This is a genomic window from Mycolicibacterium novocastrense (assembly GCF_001570485.1).
In the GTDB taxonomy this organism is placed as follows: domain Bacteria; phylum Actinomycetota; class Actinomycetes; order Mycobacteriales; family Mycobacteriaceae; genus Mycobacterium; species Mycobacterium novocastrense.
The window spans coordinates 1-1,861 of sequence record NZ_BCTA01000037.1; the positions used below are offsets into that span (position 1 = coordinate 1).

Genomic DNA, 1,861 nt, shown 5'->3' on the forward strand with positions numbered 1-1,861 from the left:
CTCGAGTGGCGAACGGGTGAGTAACACGTGGGTGATCTGCCCTGCACTTTGGGATAAGCCTGGGAAACTGGGTCTAATACCGAATATTTCCTTTTGGTCGCATGGCTGGGAGGGGAAAGCTTTTGCGGTGTGGGATGGGCCCGCGGCCTATCAGCTTGTTGGTGAGGTTATGGCTTACCAAGGCGACGACGGGTAGCCGGCCTGAGAGGGTGACCGGCCACACTGGGACTGAGATACGGCCCAGACTCCTACGGGAGGCAGCAGTGGGGAATATTGCACAATGGGCGCAAGCCTGATGCAGTGACGCCGCGTGGGGGATGACGGCCTTCGGGTTGTAAACCTCTTTCAATAGGGACGAAGCGCAAGTGACGGTACCTATAGAAGAAGGACCGGCCAACTACGTGCCAGCAGCCGCGGTAATACGTAGGGTCCGAGCGTTGTCCGGAATTACTGGGCGTAAAGAGCTCGTAGGTGGTGTGTCGCGTCGTCCGTGAAAACTCACAGCTTAACTGTGGGCGTGCGGGCGATACGGGCAGACTTGAGTACTGCAGGGGAGACTGGAATTCCTGGTGTAGCGGTGGAATGCGCAGATATCAGGAGGAACACCGGTGGCGAAGGCGGGTCTCTGGGCAGTAACTGACGCTGAGGAGCGAAAGCGTGGGGAGCGAACAGGATTAGATACCCTGGTAGTCCACGCCGTAAACGGTGGGTACTAGGTGTGGGTTTCCTTCCTTGGGATCCGTGCCGTAGCTAACGCATTAAGTACCCCGCCTGGGGAGTACGGCCGCAAGGCTAAAACTCAAAGAAATTGACGGGGGCCCGCACAAGCGGCGGAGCATGTGGATTAATTCGATGCAACGCGAAGAACCTTACCTGGGTTTGACATGCACAGGACGACTGCAGAGATGTGGTTTCCCTTGTGGCCTGTGTGCAGGTGGTGCATGGCTGTCGTCAGCTCGTGTCGTGAGATGTTGGGTTAAGTCCCGCAACGAGCGCAACCCTTGTCTCATGTTGCCAGCGCGTTATGGCGGGGACTCGTGAGAGACTGCCGGGGTCAACTCGGAGGAAGGTGGGGATGACGTCAAGTCATCATGCCCCTTATGTCCAGGGCTTCACACATGCTACAATGGCCGGTACAAAGGGCTGCGATGCCGTGAGGTGGAGCGAATCCTTTCAAAGCCGGTCTCAGTTCGGATCGGGGTCTGCAACTCGACCCCGTGAAGTCGGAGTCGCTAGTAATCGCAGATCAGCAACGCTGCGGTGAATACGTTCCCGGGCCTTGTACACACCGCCCGTCACGTCATGAAAGTCGGTAACACCCGAAGCCGGTGGCCTAACCCCTTGTGGGAGGGAGCCGTCGAAGGTGGGATCGGCGATTGGGACGAAGTCGTAACAAGGTAGCCGTACCGGAAGGTGCGGCTGGATCACCTCCTTTCTAAGGAGCACCGTTTTTTGTTCCCCCGCCCCCACACCCTTGTGGGATCAGTTGCGGTTGGGAGATCAGTGCCAGCACCTGTAGTGGGCCGCTGGTGGGTGCACGACAAACGTTTGAAGTGGTGTGGGAAACGCCGCTTTGAGGAACCGCCAACACACTATTGGGCTTTGAGACAACAAGCCCGCTATCTCTTCGTCCCTGTGTGGGAAACCGGAGATAGGACTGTGTTGTCGCCCTGCTTTGGTGGTGGGGTGTGGTGTTTGATTTGTGGATAGTGGTTGCGAGCATCTGCAGCGGGATCCTTTGGGTCCTGTTGTTGATAATGCAATTTTCTATTCTTCCGAGAATATTTTTTGATCTGTTTTGTGTGTAAGTGTTTAAGGGCGCATGGTGGATGCCTTGGCACTGGGAGCCGATGAAGGACGT

General features: G+C 56.7%; 1 rRNA gene. It reads left to right on the forward strand.

Going from position 1 to position 1,861, the window contains the following annotated elements:
* A 16S ribosomal RNA gene (locus RMCN_RS16605) occupies positions 1 to 1,435 on the forward strand; the annotation flags it as partial.
* Positions 1,436 to 1,861 lie beyond the last annotated feature (426 nt).